The organism is Paenibacillus sp. FW507-14B1B (assembly GCF_058781425.1).
Genome location: NZ_JBYSWS010000005.1, coordinates 219,601 through 236,184, shown reverse-complemented (window position 1 = coordinate 236,184; position 16,584 = coordinate 219,601). Strand labels below are relative to the sequence as shown.

The following is a 16,584-nucleotide window of genomic DNA, read 5'->3' as shown; positions in this document are numbered from 1 at the left end:
GTACACCTGCTTTAGTATTGTTTCATCTTGGATCGTATTCTAGGATCAAAGAATGCGTATAAAATATCAATGATGACGTTCACGAGCGAGATGGTGATTGCCGTATAGACGACACCGCCCATAATGGCTGGAATATCGGGAATGAACTGTTTATCAACGATATAACTCCCGATACCACTGATATTGAATACCTTCTCGGTTACCGCAGATCCGCCGAGCATGCCGCCGAATTGAAGACCAATGACTGTTATGATCGGAATAAGAGCATTACGAACCGCGTGTTTGTGCAGGATTTGACGCTTGTTCAGACCCTTCGCTCTGGCTGTAATAATATAATCTTCATTAATAACCTCTAATGTAGAGGAACGAGTCATTCTTGCTACAGCCGCTGTCAGCCCTGTACCTAGAACGATGACCGGCATAATAATTGAAAGCCAGTTCTCCGGATTGAATGTAGCAGGTAGCCATTGCAGTTTAATTGAGAAATTAAGTATAAATATAAGTCCTTGCCAAAAGTTCGGAATCGACAAGCCGAGCAGGGCAATAAACATAAATGTATAGTCAAAGAATGAGTTTCGCTTCGTAGCCGAGATGATACCAATCGGAATAGCGATCATGAGTGCAAAAATAAGTGAGATGACCGTTAAGGTCAGTGTAATCGGGAACTTTCTTGCAATCGAGGATGTGATTTCTTCATTTCCGGCAAAAGATTTACCTAGATCGAAGGTCGCAATCCCCTTGATGTTGTTCCACAATTGGGTCAAATAAGGCTGATCCAGTCCATGCAGGTGATTAAAGGCTGCAATCTGCTCTTTCGTAGCCGTTTCCCCCAGAATGTTCGCAGCTGGATTAAATGGAGATAAGTGCAGAATGGTGAAGACCAGAACCGCTACACCGAAAATGACAAATATACTCATAACAATACGTTCTACTATATATTTCAGATAAGGTCTGCTATATAAAAAGATTAGGATATACATCAGTAATCCGGGTATTACGGATATAGCTAAGAAAATCGGGTTCTGAATGAGAGCGGCGAATGTGTCCGCGTAGGTAAGACGGTTTCGACCTTCAAGAAGAAGTTCTCTTCGGGTCTGTTCGTCGACAGCACTTTGGAACTGTGCCTTTGTCATCGCTTCAGCTTCTCGCCTCAGCTTATCTTCGCTTACATTCTGCTTAAAGAACGCATGCTTTCGAAGCAGCTGCTCTTTATTGTCTGCCAGCAATTGATCTCGGTAACCTGACGCTAGCAGGCGATCTTCAATCTTTGTCCGGAGCGTAGAGTAAGCATCCTTCTTACTCTGAACCATATAAATAAGGAACACCACCAGATTCACAGGCGCCCCCAATAATAGAAGAAAATATTTATATGAAGGATTCAGAAGGATCTTTCTGTAAGTCGTGCTAATTGTGTTAGCTAACCGGTTCGTGCCGGCTGCTTCTGTCCCCCCCATAAGATGTCGTGCCTCCTTCTTTTGAAATTGCATTATTCCGAGTGATATAGTATATTTTATTTTAGCATATTTTAAAAGTCAATAGATTAAGAGGTTAACTCTATTAATGATATTTTATATATAGGATAAGGCAGGCGAAGTTAAATGGAACCGATACTACAAGTGAAAAACCTGAGCGTATCCTTTCAATCCCGCGATTCGGAGTTTCATGCAGTTCGTGGAGTCAGCTTTGAACTGAATAAAGGAGAAACACTAGGAATTGTAGGTGAATCCGGTAGCGGTAAGAGTGTTACAGCACGTTCAATTATGAAGCTGCTTCCTTCACCACCTTCTTTTATGAAGGAAGGAGAGATTACTTTCCTAGGAGAGAATCTCGCGGATAAGACCGAGAAGGAAATGGAAAGTATCCGTGGACGTGACATGGGAATGATCTTTCAAGATCCGATGACCTCTCTAAACCCGACAATTAAAATCGGAGAACAAATATCCGAAAGTCTGATCAAGCACCAGAAGCTTTCACAGAAGGAAGCTAAGCAGCAAGCTATAGAGATGCTGAAGCTTGTTGGAATTCCGAACAGTGAAGCTCGTTACAATCAATATCCACATGAGTTCTCAGGTGGTATGCGTCAACGGGTCATGATCGGAATCGCTCTCGCCTGCAGGCCTTCCCTGCTTATTGCGGACGAGCCTACAACGGCGCTTGATGTCACCATTCAGGCTCAAATCCTGAACCTCATGAAGAACATGCAAGAGCGGTTCGGTACATCCATCATCCTGATTACACATGATTTAGGCGTTGTTGCAGGTATGTGTGATCGCGTTGCCGTAATGAAGGATGGAGTTATTGTAGAGACAGGGACGACCGAGGAGATCTTCGAGAATCCTCAGCATCCCTACACCCTTAAGCTCCTGAATGCTTTGCCTCGTCTGGATGAGAAGAAGAAGCCCAAACAAGCACCACTTATTCTAACGGGAGCCGATCTCGAGCGTCCACTACTCGAAGTAAGATCGCTAAAGCAATATTTTGATATGGGTAAAGGAAAAGTCTTAAAGGCTGTTAATGATATTAGCTTTCATATAAATGCTGGTGAAACACTAGGTGTTGTCGGCGAGTCGGGCTGTGGTAAATCGACAACGGGAAGAGCCATCCTCAGACTTCATCAACCAACAGGTGGCGATGTGTTGTATCAAGGCATGGCCGTGAATCGTCTCACCACCTCTGAGATGAAGACAATGAGACGCTACATGCAAATGATCTTCCAGGATCCCTATGCTTCATTAAATCCTCGACTAAAGGTGCTTGATATTATCGGTGAAGCGCTTGATGTGCATAAGTTGTCAGGAAGTAAACAGGAACGCCGGAAGCGGGTGGAAGAGCTGCTGGACATGGTTGGACTGGATCCTGCCTTTGCACTACGGTACCCACATGAATTCTCCGGTGGACAGCGTCAGCGTATTGGTATTGCTCGAGCGCTTGCAGTCGAACCGAAGTTCATCGTCTGTGACGAACCATTATCCGCGCTGGATGTCTCGATACAATCACAGATTGTGAAGCTCTTGGAAGAGCTTCAGCATCGCCTGGGCCTGACATATCTATTCATTGCGCATGATCTTTCCATGGTGAAACACATTAGTGATCGTGTAGCTGTTATGTATATGGGAAAAATTGTTGAGCTGGCGGAGAGTGAAGAACTGTACTCCAACCCGCAGCATGAGTATACGAAATCATTACTATCTGCCATTCCGGTTCCCGATCCGAAGGTGGAATCGAAGAAGAAGAGAGTCTTGATGGAAGAACGCACCGGTGAAGACAAGTATAACTTAGAGCATTCGGAGCTGGTCGAAGTGTCGAAAGGACACTGGGTTGCTCAGCCTATCAGCACTTCTGCATAAATTCATCTTATTATAAAAGAAGTTTTTCTACTAGATCCAATTGGTGTCTGGTAGAGAGACTTCTTTTTTATATGATGATTCAAATAGAAATATAAAAGTGAGAATCACTTCGTATTTGATATCTGTGCGATTCCAAAGAAAATATTGACAAATATTTTCGTGGTGATTACATAGTTAATGATGAGGAACCCATTAAGAGCATTCTTAGGAGGATATGGAATGAATCGATTGCGTAAAGATGATATTGTGCTTTTTCAAGGAGACAGCATTACTGACGCGGGAAGAGATCGCAGCAATCCGAATGATCTGGGTACAGGGTATCCATTGATGACAGCAGGCCTCATCGGCATGAGTCATCCTGAGATGAATATCAAATTTGTGAACCGGGGCATTAGTGGTCATCGCGTGAAAGATTTACAGGAACGATGGCAGGAAGATTGTCTCGATCTGAAACCAACTTGGGTATCCGTCTATATTGGAATTAATGATTGCTGGCGACGTTATGATGCTCAGGATCCGACAAGTGTGGAGCAATTTAAGACAGGATACCGAGATTTACTGAAGCAGACGAAGGAAACCCTTGATGCGAATCTGATCCTACTTGAGCCATTTGTACTGCCTTATCCGGAGGACCGTAAGGCTTGGCGTGAGGATCTGGACCCGAAGATTCATGCTGTAAGAGAGCTTGCTACGGAGTTTAATGCTTTGCTCGTTCCACTGGATGGTCTGTTTGCTGCTGCGGCAGCGCGCCGTGAGCCTGCTTACTGGGCACCTGACGGTGTGCACCCTTCACCTGCAGGTCATGCGCTTATCGCTCGTGCATGGATGGAAACGATGGGAATTGTCTTGAAATAATCTATTCAAATAAAAAAATATTCTGACATATCGTCAACATGTTGTAATATGAAATGAAATGGAAATACCAGTAATTCTACAGAACTCTTCATTTTTCAGCAAGAAATGTATTGACTCACCTAATTAAATCCGATAGGATTACTTGTAATATAACGACATACATATTTTAGGGGGAAGAGAAATGAAGGGGAGTAAATCGTGGTACAAGCTAACTAGCTTGCTGTTATCTGTTGTTATTTTGACAGCGGGATGTGCACAGTCTGGTAAAGAGAGCGGAAGTACACCGAAGCCGGATAACCTCCCGGCTGGAATTGCTGAGAAGGACGAAATTAAATTGATGGCTATCCGTAAAATCGGTGGCGATGATCATACAGCGCAATTTTTAGCGGGAGCGAAGCAAGAAGGTGAAGCCTTAGGATTCAAGGTGGATACTTTCTCTGCTAATAATGATAGTGCTAAATTCCATGATGCTATCGCTCAAGCTACAAATAACGGGTATGACGGTGTTATCCTGTCGCACGGTGATGATCCGGCTACAGTAGAAGATGTGAAGAAGCTGACAGAGAAGGGGATACCGGTTGTTGCTTACGACTCTGTTCCTGAGCTTGCAGATATTAAAGGCGTAACCCTTACTTCTCAAGATGACGAGGCGTTAGCGAAATATGCTCTCGACAAGTTAATTGAGGAGCAAGGCGCGGAGGCGAATATCGTATACCTGTGGGTAGACGGTTTCCCACCGATGATTCGTCGTAACAAAGTGTATCAAGAGACATTGAAGAACAACCCAGGTATTAAAGAGATTGAACGTTTCGGCGTAGCTAGCGCAGACACTTCCGTAGAAACGCAGAATGCAGTAGCTGCTATGCTGACGAAGCATCCAAAGGGAGAAATCGATGCCATTTATGCAAGCTGGGATGCTTTTGCTATCGGTGCAGCTAGAGCTTTGATCGAAGCGGGGCGGACTGAGATCAAAATTTATGGTATCGATGTATCGAATTCTGATCTTGAAATTATGCAGAAGGACGGAAGTCCTTGGGTTGCTACTGCTGCAGTAGATCCGAAGATGATCGGTGCAGTTAACGTTAGACTTTTGGCGAAGAAAATCGCAGGTGAGGAAACGCCTGCTACACACAATCTGGAAGCGACACTTATTGATCGCGCAAGCCTTGAGAAATCCAGCGAAGCTGTGAATATGGTCAATCTCAGCAATATTATTCCGGGCTGGGGCACAAGTGCTGACTTTGAAGAGGATTGGATGAAAGCCTTGAAGCAAGCGAACGGTAAATAATATGCCGCAGGCGCTCTTATCGTCCTAAGATAAGGGCGTCCTATTTTTTTGAAAGGGAAGGTGGTCTTCACTTGGAACATTCAAATTCAGCATTTACATCCGTGACGGCAGACCACGCCGCTCCATTGCTTCGTATGAACCAGATTTCGATCGCTTTCCCAGGTGTGAGAGCTTTAACTGACGTTGATTTTGAACTGAAGAAGGGTAGCGCTCATGCATTGATCGGTGCGAATGGAGCAGGAAAGTCAACGCTAATGAAGATCCTTGCAGGTACATATGACCATTATGAGGGTCAGATATGGCTGGAAGCTGAGATGGTTAAGATCGCTTCACCTAAGGATGCTAAAGATCTTGGTATTCAAGTGGTGTATCAAGAAGTGGACACAGCACTCATTCACAACTTGACGGTGGCCGAGAACATTATGCTAGATCTTATGGTTCATAATATGGGCAAGCGTCATGTGATTCAGTGGAAGGCGCTTCATCAGGAGGCGCAAGCCATTCTGGATCGGATGAACATTCGCATCTCTACACGTAAGCTCGTTCAAGAGTTGACACTTGCAGAGAAGCAGATGGTACTTATCGCTAGATCAATATCGAAGCAGTGCCGCATCCTTGTGTTGGACGAGCCGACAGCGCCTCTAAGCCACAGTGAAACAGAGCAGCTATTCACTATTGTACGAAAGCTGAAGTCTGATGGCGTCGGGGTTATATTCATATCTCATCGGCTTCCGGAACTGTACGAGATTTGTGATGAAATTACGATCCTTCGTGATGGTAAGCGGGTCGCTAGCGATAGCATTATCCATATCAACCAGACTCAGGTAGTAGAACATATGTTGGATGCTAAGATGGAGCAGCAGTTCCCTTTTAAGAAGAGTAAGATTGGGGAGACCTTGTTCGAAGCGCGTAGCATCCATGACCGAGGCAAGGTTCACGATGTGAATTTACATATTCGACAAGGTGAAATTGTTGGCCTTGCAGGTCTAGTTGGCGCAGGGAAGACGGAACTGTGCCGCGCCTTATTCGGTGCCTCGAAGACCTCTTCAGGGGATCTGAGCTTTCGAGGGAAGAAACTTCGGATTACGTCTCCGCATGATGCTGTTCGGGAAGGAATAGTGCTCGTTCCAGAGGAACGACGCCGTGAAGGTATATTTGTTGAAGAATCGGTTGCAGTTAATTTGACGGCAGCCATGTTGTCTCGTTTCTGTAGATGGGGATGGTGGCTCAGTCCAGCTAAAGAAAAGAATACTTCTGCTATGATCATCGATAACTTGGGTATCAAAACTCCTGATGAGCGGACGAAGGTAAGCAGCTTGTCTGGAGGGAATCAGCAGAAGATCGCTATTGGTAAATGGCTGCTGGTTGATGCAGATGTATACATTTTTGATGAGCCAACTAAGGGCGTGGACGTCGGAGCTAAGCGGGATATTTTCGAACTGGTGGAGGAGCTGGCGCAGCGGGGCAAGTGCGTGTTATATGCGTCGAGCGAATTGTCCGAAATTGTTGGTATTTCTGATCGCGTTTATGTCATGTATGACGGCAGCATCATTAAGGAATTACAGACACGGGACAGTAATGAAGAGGAGATACTGTTGTACTGCACAGGAGGCGGATTGACATGAACACAGCAAGAGCGATGCAGGAGAAGACGACGCGTAGTGCGTTCGATTTTCTATATAAATACGGGACGATCATTACGGTCGTGGTGTTGATTGCGGTATTCGGTATCTTAAATGATAATTTCTTGAGTAGTAACAATATTATTAATATTTTACGTTCGATCTCCATCGTAACAATCATTGCGGTCGGTCTTACGGTATCACTGGCCGTTGGCGGGTTCGATCTATCCGTTGGTTCCACAGCCTCACTTGCTAATGCATTGGTGATCTCAATGTTCGTCTGGCATGGACATAATATTGGTATTGGCTTGATCGTTACGCTCGTGTTCTGTCTAGCTGTGGGACTTGTGAATGCATTTCTGGTCATCAATTTCAAAATCCAGGATATGCTTATGACACTGGCGACGATGTTTGTTTTCCAGGGCGTTGCCCTTACGTATACCCGGGGGGCGACTGTCTCTCAGAACATGATTATGCCGAGTGGTGAGTTTGCAGAAGGTAAAATCCCGGCGGTATTTGAGAAGCTTGGACAGGTTCCTTGGATTATTATTATCATGTTGGTTGTGGTAATCCTTGTTCACTTGTTCCTTACATATACGAAGCATGGGCGCTATATGTATATGATTGGCGGGAATCGTGAAGCAGCTGAATTATCAGGTATTGCAGTTAGCAAGTACCGACTTGCGGCATATGTGATTTCAGCACTTTTTGCAGCGGTTGGTGGTATTATTCTGGGCGCGCGCGTTATGAATGCTGAGGTGAACGCAGGCGGTCCTTACCTGATGGATGCTGTTGCAGCAGCCTTTATCGGATACTCGGTGCTTGGTGCTGGGAAGCCGAATGCGCTTGGAACCTTTGTTGGAGCTGTATTGATTGGGATTTTGCAGAATGGCCTTATCATGTTGTCCGTTCCGTATTATGCAATGGATATTGTAAAAGGCTCTGTCCTTGCGCTGGCCCTGGCGATTACTTATTATAAGAAAAAGTTTTAAATTCCATCTAAGAAGCAGATGAAAGTCCTCTAAGACTTTGTCTGCTTTTTTTATACTCAAATTGCTAACGAAATACATATTCTAGAAGGAAAATGAGGATACCTATCGAATCATAGGAAATAGAAGGAATGGGTCGATTTATGGCGAGGAATAGCGAATCCGCAATTCATGTCGTTGTTGACGAGAAGAACTTATATTCTTTATTCTTGTAGGAGTGCTTTACACACCGCGAAAGGGGATTCAACATGAAAAAGGAAACTTTTATACAACCAGATCCTCAGAGTTGGTTGGATTCATTCCATTTCTCCATTCCGATCAAAATTCGCTATTGTGAGACGGATATGCTGGGTCATGTGAATAATGTAAGTTATTTTATGTATTTCGAACAAGGACGAATTGAATACTTCGAGAATCTGGGTTTAACGGATGAGCTTTTTAGTGAGGAACAGGTTTCTGTAGTCGCAGATTTGGAGTGTCAGTATTTGGCGCAGATGTATTTAAAGGATCCACTTGTTCTGCATGTGAAGGTAGCTAAGATTGGCCGATCCTCGATGGATGTGCAATACGCCATCGTGGTGAACAATCAGTTGAAGGCTGCGGGGCGCGGGACCATCGTGCTCATGGATACGAAGAGCGGGAAGAGTACGCCGATTCCGGATGAAGCACGTAAGAAGATTTCATCTTTTGAAGGCTGGGAATAATCCAGACGGCGAGGCGCCTGCATATTACAGGAAGGAAGGCGAAGAAATCATGAAAGTACGCTTTGGAATTATCGGTACCAATTGGATTACAGAACGTTTCATACAGGCGGCCATGGAGACTGAGCAATTCGTTCTAACGGCGGTTTATTCTCGTTCTGAAGAGAAGGGAACAGCGTTTGCTTCGAAATATGATGATCCACCAATTGTATTTACCGATCTGCAGCAGATGGCATCATGTGATGAGGTGGACGCCGTTTACATTGCAAGTCCGAACTCATTCCATGCAGAGCAAGCCATTCTGTGTATGAATCATGGGAAGCACGTATTGTGTGAAAAACCGATTGCATCGAATGTTGTTGAAGTGAAAAGAATGATCTCTGCTGCACGAGAGAATGATGTCCTTCTTATGGAAGCACTTAAATCAACACTAATGCCGAACTTCAAAGCGATCAAAGACAATCTGTATAAGCTAGGCTTAGTACGTCGATATTTTGCAAGTTATTGTCAGTATTCATCACGTTATGACGCTTATAAACAGGGCACGATTCTCAACGCCTTTAATCCTGAATTCTCTAACGGATCACTTATGGATCTAGGGGTCTATTGTATTTACCCGATGGTGACATTGTTCGGTAAGCCGGATTCAGTTCAAGCTGTTGGGGTGATGCTATCCTCCGGGGTGGATGGAGAGGGAAGCATGCTGCTTAAATATCCGATGATGGATGCCGTGATCAGTCACTCGAAGATCAGTCATTCTTATGTTCCAGCTGAAATTCAAGGTGAGAATGGGACGATGGTTATTGATAAGATTAATCAACCTTATGATGTGAAGATTTACTATAGGGATGGAACGATTGAGGACATCACTCAAACTCAAACCCATGAATCGATGTATTATGAAGTTCAGGAGTTTATTGAGCTGCTGCAGACGGGTAAGAGAGATAGTGCAATTAATTCATTAGAGAACTCCATCATTACGGCAGAGATTGCTGAAGAAGCAAGACGGCAGATCGGTCTTCGTTATCCTGCGGATGATAAAATATGATCTCCCTCAGGTACATACTCATAACCGATAACAACGACTATGGTGCAACTCAAGCTGCAGGAAGCTTGGGTTTTTCTTTTTGTTATATAGGATAAAATACAAGGTTTTCCTTTGTTGCTATATGACATTTGTCATACTCTGTACTTGACGTTTATGACTACAGCGTATGACACCATGGACTTATAATGAAGTTAGATTCGTGCCTATTAGGCATAGGCATCAACGCATATTCATGTGTCATATCGAGGAGGAAACCTGCAATGGCCCAGTCCAACAACCTGTCCAGCTTGAAGAAAAATGTTGCCCCTTATGAGAAAATTGAGACAAAATCGAGTATCCGGCAGCTGTTGAATACGTTAATACCGCTCGCATTGCTCTGGTATGCTGCGTATTTAAGCTTATCGGTATCTTATTGGTTGACGATTCCTATTGCGATTGTTACATCCGGATTTGTGATTCGGACATTTATTATATTTCATGATTGTTGTCATCAGTCCTTCTTTAAGAGTCGCAGGGCGAATGCGATTATTGGTCACATTACGGGTGTAATTACACTTGTACCTTATCAAAAATGGAAAATCAGTCATTCGATCCACCACGCGACGAGTAGTAATCTGGATAAACGTGGAACAGGTGATATGTGGATTCTCACGGTCGAAGAGTATCAAGCCGCTTCAATCTGGACGCGATTGGCATATCGATTCTATAGAAACCCGCTTGTAACGTTTGGACTGGGTCCGATTTTTATATTTCTAATCAATTATCGTTTTAACCGGAGAGGCGCGAAGCGCAAAGAGAAGATCAGTACCTATATCACGAACGTATCTCTGGTGGCATTGTACGCGCTACTTAGCTGGGCGATTGGTTGGCAGGCTTTTGTTCTGGTTCAGGCTCCAATCTTCTTCTTCTCTGGTGTGATGGGGATTTGGTTGTTCTATGTACAGCATCAGTTTGAAGATACGTATTTTGAACATGATGAAGAGTGGTCTTATATCAATGCCGCTGTAGATGGAAGTTCGTATTATAAGCTCCCTAAGTTATTGCAATGGATTACGGGTAACATTGGTTTTCATCATGTACATCACTTGAGTCCGAAAGTTCCGAATTATAATCTTGAGAAAGCTCATAATGCAACTCCACCGCTTCAAAAGGCAACAACGATCACGATTCGTACCAGCCTGAAGGCGTTGAACTTTCGTTTATGGGATGAAGCGAACAAGTCGTTTATCAGCTTTAAGGATATGAAGCGTCTGAAGCATATGAAACAAAAACCGGATTCAGCGACACCTGTTGCGGAGGCTATGCACATACCTAAACCGGGTCTTCAAGGAAAGTAACGATTAGTTAGGAACGTTTATGATAGAATACAGGTAACAAAGATGAACAGAGGTGGACGGCCCATGCAGAAATGGCATCAGATTTTTCAGAGAAATACGGGATTAAATCCGTATGTATGGGTCGTCTTTTATATTCTTCCGTTCTACTTTATCTTTCGATCCTCATCGACTTATCAGGTCGTTATTGGAATCATTATGATTCTGGTCTTCTTCGTTTGTTATGTGCTCTCCTTCGTATCGAAGGGATGGCTGGTTTATTTCTGGACGAGTGTTCAAATATTAATATCAATTACGATGTCTTTAGTATTTGGATATGTATATTTCTCGCTTTTTCTAGCGTTTTTTATCGGGAATATTAAAAGCCGAGTTGGATTTTTCACATTGTACTCCATTCATTTAATAACGACGGTCATTACGATTAATTACGGTTTCATATCCAAGACACCGTGGTTTATTACTCAGCTTCCTTTCGTGATGCTCAGTGTGGTCGCTGTTATCCTGTTGCCCGTAACGACATACAACCGTAATAAGAATGATAAACTTCAGGGACAGCTTGAGGATGCGAATAAAAAAATATCAGAGCTGGTGAAGTTAGAGGAACGGCAACGTATTGCTCGTGATCTTCACGATACTTTGGGACAGAAGCTGTCCCTCATCGGCTTGAAGAGTGATCTCGCGAGCAAGCTGATTACGAGTAATCCTGCTAAAGCTCAAGCTGAGATCGATGATGTAAGGCAGACGGCCAGAACAGCACTGAAAGAAGTGCGGGAGATGGTCACTCAAATGCGAGGTACACGATTAGAGGATGAAATATTCCGGATTACTCAGATTTTAAAGGCTGCTCAGATTGAATTTACACTAGAAGGAAACCCTGAGCTTAGCAATGTTTCTCTAATGAACGAGAATGTACTAAGTATGTGCCTGAAGGAAGCGGTCAATAACATTGTGAAGCATAGCAGTGCGACCTCCTGCTCCATCACCATTGAACCTAGCCGAAGCGGTCTTATTGTAACGGTCAAAGACAACGGAGTGGGTATACCGAATGAATCAGCGTACACCCGTGGTAACGGTCTTAGAGGAATGTGGGAACGACTTGATTTCGTGAATGGAAGTATGGAGCTGAGGTCAGATCAGGGAACGATTCTAGTGATAAAAGTGCCGAATGTACTTAAGCAACTGGAGGAGGAGACAGGGGTATGATATCAGTAGTCATAGCGGAAGATCAACGAATGCTGCTTGGAGCACTGGCCTCCCTGCTCGATCTGGAGGAAGACATGCAGGTGGTGGGTACGGCGAACAATGGCGAGGACGCTGTAAAGCTTGTGCATTCCCACAAACCGGACGTATGCATTATGGATATCGAAATGCCGATCAAAAGTGGGTTGGAAGCTGCAGAAGAACTCAGGGGGCTCGGCTGCAAGATCATGATTCTTACAACATTTGCGCGGCCAGGGTACTTTGAACGGGCTCTGAAGGCGGGAGCGCACGGTTACTTATTGAAAGATAGTCCAAGTGAGGAACTAGCCACTTCCATTCGTAGTATTATGGCTGGACGCCGAATTTATGCGCCAGAGCTTGTGGATGAAGCATACGGTGAGGAGAATCCTTTAACTGAGCGGGAAAAGGCGGTCCTAAACCTCATTGCTGATGGTAAGAATACGAAGGAAATTGCGAGTGAGCTTTTTATAACCACAGGCACGGTTCGAAATTACATATCTGTGATTTTAGATAAGCTTGGGGTTAGTAACCGAATTGAGGCAATTACGCGGTTCAAAGAAAAAGGATGGTTTCGGTAACCGATTGATCATATCTGCATTAAAGCACCTGGGTTGGATAACTTAAGGTGTTTTTTTATGCATAAAATGAATAATTATACATTAAATTGTATGCGGAAGAGAGATCAGTCTTAGGAGAGTAAAATTAAAGGTGTTTGGACAACCTATTATGTAAATTGTTAAATATAAGAAAAATATAGGTTTTTTGAAGGTGTTTTATTTTTATTTATAATAATTTTAAATAAATAAATGCTGATTGCTCTGTATTTGTATGCATTTATGCATTTTTTATGTATAATATATATTGATTGCCTATAAGTCATCATTAAGGAGGAGGACGAACGTTGTATGGACCATATGATATTTGAAGTTGGTACGGCCCTCATGTTAATTGCCCTTGCTTCTGTTCTAGCAGGTAAGTTGAAATTCTCAATTATTCCATTTCTTATTGTCCTTGGAATGTTGGTGGGCCCTCATGCCCCGACGATTGGAATCTTTGACTTTAAGTTTATTGAAAGTCAAAGTATTATCGATTTTCTAGGAAGAATTGGGGTGCTGTTCTTACTATTCTATCTGGGACTTGAGTTCTCAGTTCAGAAGTTAATCAAGTCAGGTAAGAACATTGTATTCGGCGGTACGGTTTATGTCGTGCTTAATTTCGCTCTTGGAGTAGGGTACGGATTCTTATTCGGCCTACCGTTATATGAAACTTTAATCATCGCGGGAATGTTATCCGTTTCATCGAGTGCGATTGTGGCAAAAGTTTTGGTTGATCTCAGACGTACGGGTAACTCGGAAACCGAGCTTATTCTAGGTATGATCTTATTTGATGATATTTTTCTAGCTGTATTCTTGTCAGTAATGTCGGGACTACTGCTCGGAGGAGCCACTTCCGTAGGAGCAACAATTGTATCTGTATCTATTTCCATTGGGTACATGCTATTGTTCTTCTTAATTGCAAGAAAAGGTACGCCGATTTTGAATAAGCTTCTTAATATCGCGTCTAGTGAAATTTTCATCATTGTTGTATTTGCTTCCTTATTCTTCATTGCTGGGTTCTCTGAGACGCTGCATGTTGCAGAAGCTATTGGTGCATTATTGTTCGGACTTGCTCTTTCAGAGACGGAACATAGCAAAAAAATCGAGCATCTCGTTGTACCTTTTCGAGATTTCTTCGGTGCCATATTCTTCTTCAGCTTCGGGCTGAGTATAGATCCGTTGGCACTCGGAGATGCACTGTGGATGGCACTTGGAGCAATAGCCTTGACGATCATCTGTAACTTTGTAGCAGGAATGATAGCGGGTCGAAATGCCGGATTATCTCATAAAGCTTCAGCTAATATTGGATTGACTATTATGGCTAGAGGGGAATTTACGATTATCGTAGCAAATTTAGGGATCGCTGGAGGCTTGGCTCCTATTCTGAAGCCATTCTCTGCCCTGTATGTTTTGGTTCTGGCTATACTCGGTCCACTACTAACCAAAGAATCAAAACACATATACAAAGTGCTGAACAAAGTGTTTAAATGGAGCGAACCTAAAATTAAAGTTAAAGAAAAAGGCTAATAAGTGATACGATGCTACTAAAGTATGTTATCTTCATGTTAGGAGTTTAGATGAAGGCACAGAATATGCTGTTGAACGGGAGGATTCAAAGAATGAGTATGATCAGAGAATCCGATCTGCCTGGGATCGGGAAGAAGTTTCAAGTAAATACGAGATCCGGTGACAAGCTGGTGATTGTTATACATGATGATGGTCGTAGAGAATTGTATCATTTTGAAGATGATGATCCAGATGAAAGCATCTCCATGGTTTCATTGGAAGATGATGAGGCACGTCAGATCGCAGGAATTATCGGTGGAATGACTTACAAGCCAAAGGCACTTGAGACGATTGAGGTATCCCTCGATGATCTGATCATCGAATGGTTCCGAATCGAGCCACATTACCCAACCGTTGATAAGACGATTGAAGAGTTGCAGATTCGTCAGCGTACGGGAGCTAATGTGCTGGCGATTGTGAAGAAGAATGATCAGAAGATTAATCCTGGACCGGATGCACGCTTAACTGCGGGCTCCACACTGGTCATCGCTGGTGAGCGTAAGCAGATCAAGCAGTTGAAAGAGCTGTTGGAACAAGGTTAATGTAGCCTTTTATACTACAAATAAGCCCGTCCATTTATGGACGGGCTTATTTGTAGTTTCGTTATTTTAACGTGAATATACTTCGCCCTGTTTGTTCGTTATAATCTTGGAAGATAATAAGTAAAGCATGCTAATTCTTAAGAGAATGTTAAGAACTTAGGAAGGATGGCGTTAAGAACTCTCCTGTATATTAGGTAACGATCGATTCACTTCGAAGCGGTCATTCATCTAAATCATACAGGAGGTTAAGCCATGCTGAACAAATCGACGATCCAGAAGAAGCGCGAGAATCTTCCTGAATTGCAGTTGGTGCGTGCATTCGCTATTCTTGGTGTGTTATCTGTTCACTCTACTTCTTATGCAGCAACGGCTATGGTGGAGTCGAATTATTTCTTCTTATACAATTTCATGAACATCTTTATGAAGTATGGGACACCAACGTTCATTTTCTTAAGCAGCTTCGTATTGTTCTATAACTATTATGAACGGCCATTGTCTAAAGAATTGATTGGTGGGTTCTACAAGAAAAGATTGTTGTATATCATTATTCCTTATACGGTATTTTCGATCTTTTATTTTACTTTGCTTCATGTTCTCTATTATCCCGACCGTTCATTACAGGACACAATCCTAAGTTTTATTAGTAAGCTATTGACCGGGAAAGCTTATACTCATCTCTATTTCGTATTTATTAGTATTCAATTTTATTTGTTGTTTCCAATCATTTTATGGATATTCAAAAAAGTTCCACAACTGACCAAATGGGCCATGCCGATCGGTCTTGCAGTGCAGTGGGCTTTTATCCTGCTGAACAAGTATTACTTGCAAGTGCCCAACAAGGGAAGCTGGTCACTTTCATACATGGCTTATTTCATGCTAGGTGCCTGTATCGGCATATATTATCCGAAGCTTAAAGACTGGTTTGTCATGAGCCGGGCCCATGCAACTTCAGCTCGAATGGCTGGCTGGATCGTATTATGGATCAGTTGGGCGACAGCTGGACTTGCTCACGTATACATTTATTACAATAGTCGTTTATACGGAACGCAATATAATTCAACACTATATGAGTTTCTGTGGAATGTGCACACGTACTTGGGAACAATCGTATTATTACAGTTAGCTTTTGTTGTATACCGTAAAGCACCTCGAAAGCTGTCGGGTATGTTTGAGAAATTAGGTGCTCTTTCATTTGGAGTGTACCTGATTCATCCATTTTTCTTGCTTGTATATAGGCAATTTCCCCCACAGACCGGAAGCTCGATCATTACACATATGTGGTACGCTGGCGGATTCCTGACAGCTTTGTTCTGTTCCTGTATTGTCGTAGCATTAACAGTACAATACGTTCCATTTTCCTGGATCCTCTTCGGTAACATTTCAAGCAGGAAGAAAGCTAAACCATATATGGAAAAGACATCAGTCGCCGTGAATAAACATTAATTGGGGCGTTTGATCTTAATCAGAGGAGGAGC

General features: G+C 43.2%; 14 protein-coding genes. 13 read left to right on the top strand and 1 reads right to left on the bottom strand.

All coding sequences use genetic code 11. From position 1 onward, the window contains the following. Window positions 1-11 precede the first annotated feature (11 nt). Window positions 12-1,454 carry an ABC transporter permease gene (locus AC3WJJ_RS22245; RefSeq protein WP_492543857.1) on the bottom strand — a complete coding sequence of 481 codons (1,443 nt, stop codon included), beginning with the start codon at window positions 1,452-1,454 and terminating at the stop codon, window positions 12-14. Window positions 1,455-1,598: 144 nt separating this feature from the next. Here AC3WJJ_RS22245 and AC3WJJ_RS22240 point away from each other — a divergent pair, with 144 nt between their 5' ends. The 13 genes from AC3WJJ_RS22240 to AC3WJJ_RS22180 all read left to right on the top strand — a co-directional run bounded on the left by AC3WJJ_RS22240 (window position 1,599) and on the right by AC3WJJ_RS22180 (window position 16,552). Then, window positions 1,599-3,347 (top strand): ABC transporter ATP-binding protein, encoded by a 1,749-nt coding sequence (locus tag AC3WJJ_RS22240; protein WP_492543855.1) that lies wholly within the window; start codon window positions 1,599-1,601, stop codon window positions 3,345-3,347. A gap of 219 nt (window positions 3,348-3,566) precedes the next feature. Beyond that, the gene (locus AC3WJJ_RS22235) at window positions 3,567-4,202 is read left to right on the top strand and encodes an SGNH/GDSL hydrolase family protein (protein ID WP_492543853.1); all 636 of its coding nucleotides are present in this window, start codon (window positions 3,567-3,569) and stop codon (window positions 4,200-4,202) included. A 181-nt stretch (window positions 4,203-4,383) separates the two neighbouring features. Then, a complete protein-coding gene (locus AC3WJJ_RS22230; RefSeq protein ID WP_492543851.1) occupies window positions 4,384-5,490 on the top strand; it encodes a sugar ABC transporter substrate-binding protein in 1,107 nt (368 codons plus the stop codon). Window positions 5,491-5,624: 134 nt separating this feature from the next. Next, window positions 5,625-7,115, top strand: a complete 1,491-nt coding sequence (locus AC3WJJ_RS22225; protein WP_492544056.1) for a sugar ABC transporter ATP-binding protein — start codon at window positions 5,625-5,627, stop codon at window positions 7,113-7,115. Further along, entirely contained in the window at window positions 7,112-8,104 is a 993-nt protein-coding gene (locus AC3WJJ_RS22220; protein WP_492543849.1) for an ABC transporter permease, read from the top strand. Before AC3WJJ_RS22225 ends, AC3WJJ_RS22220 begins: the two co-directional genes overlap by 4 nt. 245 nt (window positions 8,105-8,349) lie before the next feature. After that, on the top strand, window positions 8,350-8,805 hold the full coding sequence (locus AC3WJJ_RS22215; protein ID WP_492543847.1) for an acyl-CoA thioesterase: 456 nt from the start codon (window positions 8,350-8,352) through the stop codon (window positions 8,803-8,805). Between the two features lie 49 nt (window positions 8,806-8,854). Further along, window positions 8,855-9,850 carry a Gfo/Idh/MocA family protein gene (locus AC3WJJ_RS22210; protein ID WP_422661383.1) on the top strand — a complete coding sequence of 332 codons (996 nt, stop codon included), beginning with the start codon at window positions 8,855-8,857 and terminating at the stop codon, window positions 9,848-9,850. Window positions 9,851-10,110: 260 nt separating this feature from the next. After that, entirely contained in the window at window positions 10,111-11,187 is a 1,077-nt protein-coding gene (gene desA, locus AC3WJJ_RS22205) for a Delta(5) desaturase DesA (RefSeq protein WP_422659998.1), read from the top strand. A 63-nt stretch (window positions 11,188-11,250) separates the two neighbouring features. Next, window positions 11,251-12,387, top strand: coding sequence for a sensor histidine kinase (locus tag AC3WJJ_RS22200; protein WP_492543844.1), 1,137 nt, complete (start codon window positions 11,251-11,253; stop codon window positions 12,385-12,387). Then, window positions 12,384-12,983: a response regulator gene (locus AC3WJJ_RS22195; protein ID WP_492543842.1), complete on the top strand. Its 600-nt coding sequence runs from the start codon at window positions 12,384-12,386 to the stop codon at window positions 12,981-12,983. Before AC3WJJ_RS22200 ends, AC3WJJ_RS22195 begins: the two co-directional genes overlap by 4 nt. Before the next feature lie 327 nt (window positions 12,984-13,310). Beyond that, window positions 13,311-14,528 (top strand): cation:proton antiporter, encoded by a 1,218-nt coding sequence (locus AC3WJJ_RS22190; RefSeq protein ID WP_492543840.1) that lies wholly within the window; start codon window positions 13,311-13,313, stop codon window positions 14,526-14,528. Window positions 14,529-14,620: 92 nt separating this feature from the next. Then, the gene (locus AC3WJJ_RS22185) at window positions 14,621-15,109 is read left to right on the top strand and encodes a cation:proton antiporter regulatory subunit (RefSeq protein WP_422660002.1); all 489 of its coding nucleotides are present in this window, start codon (window positions 14,621-14,623) and stop codon (window positions 15,107-15,109) included. A 252-nt stretch (window positions 15,110-15,361) separates the two neighbouring features. Further along, on the top strand, window positions 15,362-16,552 hold the full coding sequence (locus AC3WJJ_RS22180; protein ID WP_492543837.1) for an acyltransferase: 1,191 nt from the start codon (window positions 15,362-15,364) through the stop codon (window positions 16,550-16,552). Window positions 16,553-16,584 lie beyond the last annotated feature (32 nt).

Bases quoted from the DNA above. Each gene is read 5' to 3' on its own strand.
- AC3WJJ_RS22245 (WP_492543857.1), bottom strand. From the start codon at position 1,454: ATGGGGGGGACAGAAGCAGCCGGCACGAACCGGTTAGCTAACACAATT.
- AC3WJJ_RS22240 (WP_492543855.1), top strand. From the start codon at position 1,599: ATGGAACCGATACTACAAGTGAAAAACCTGAGCGTATCCTTTCAATCC.
- AC3WJJ_RS22235 (WP_492543853.1), top strand. From the start codon at position 3,567: ATGAATCGATTGCGTAAAGATGATATTGTGCTTTTTCAAGGAGACAGC.
- AC3WJJ_RS22230 (WP_492543851.1), top strand. From the start codon at position 4,384: ATGAAGGGGAGTAAATCGTGGTACAAGCTAACTAGCTTGCTGTTATCT.
- AC3WJJ_RS22225 (WP_492544056.1), top strand. From the start codon at position 5,625: ATGAACCAGATTTCGATCGCTTTCCCAGGTGTGAGAGCTTTAACTGAC.
- AC3WJJ_RS22220 (WP_492543849.1), top strand. From the start codon at position 7,112: ATGAACACAGCAAGAGCGATGCAGGAGAAGACGACGCGTAGTGCGTTC.
- AC3WJJ_RS22215 (WP_492543847.1), top strand. From the start codon at position 8,350: ATGAAAAAGGAAACTTTTATACAACCAGATCCTCAGAGTTGGTTGGAT.
- AC3WJJ_RS22210 (WP_422661383.1), top strand. From the start codon at position 8,855: ATGAAAGTACGCTTTGGAATTATCGGTACCAATTGGATTACAGAACGT.
- desA (WP_422659998.1), top strand. From the start codon at position 10,111: ATGGCCCAGTCCAACAACCTGTCCAGCTTGAAGAAAAATGTTGCCCCT.
- AC3WJJ_RS22200 (WP_492543844.1), top strand. From the start codon at position 11,251: ATGCAGAAATGGCATCAGATTTTTCAGAGAAATACGGGATTAAATCCG.
- AC3WJJ_RS22195 (WP_492543842.1), top strand. From the start codon at position 12,384: ATGATATCAGTAGTCATAGCGGAAGATCAACGAATGCTGCTTGGAGCA.
- AC3WJJ_RS22190 (WP_492543840.1), top strand. From the start codon at position 13,311: ATGGACCATATGATATTTGAAGTTGGTACGGCCCTCATGTTAATTGCC.
- AC3WJJ_RS22185 (WP_422660002.1), top strand. From the start codon at position 14,621: ATGAGTATGATCAGAGAATCCGATCTGCCTGGGATCGGGAAGAAGTTT.
- AC3WJJ_RS22180 (WP_492543837.1), top strand. From the start codon at position 15,362: ATGCTGAACAAATCGACGATCCAGAAGAAGCGCGAGAATCTTCCTGAA.